Annotated in this window: 1 protein-coding gene; it reads right to left on the bottom strand. The window is 30.5% G+C overall.

The features are described from left to right. On the bottom strand, nucleotides 1–259 hold a 259-nt coding region (locus ACWA1B_RS23000), incomplete at both ends, for a helix-turn-helix domain-containing protein (protein ID WP_456910969.1).

The following is a 259-nucleotide window of genomic DNA, read 5'->3' as shown; positions in this document are numbered from 1 at the left end:
ATTTTTTTGAATTGATTACTCAAATGTGCGACGTTGCTGTAGTTGAGAATATCAGCAATTTCGCTGAGAGAATGTTCATCGTAAACGAGCAGTTCTTTTACTTTTTCGATTTTCTGGCTAATGAAGTATTTTTCGATTGTAGTATTTTCAACTTCAGAAAATAAATTGCTTAACGAATTATAATCTTGGTTGAGGTTTTCTGCTAAATAATCTGAAAGATTAATTTTTAGATCATTGTTTTTGTGGTGAACCAAATCGA

It is taken from the genome of Flavobacterium xizangense, assembly GCF_054075145.1.
Note: the sequence above shows the minus strand (reverse complement) of the source record. Positions and strands in the feature narration are given on the sequence as shown.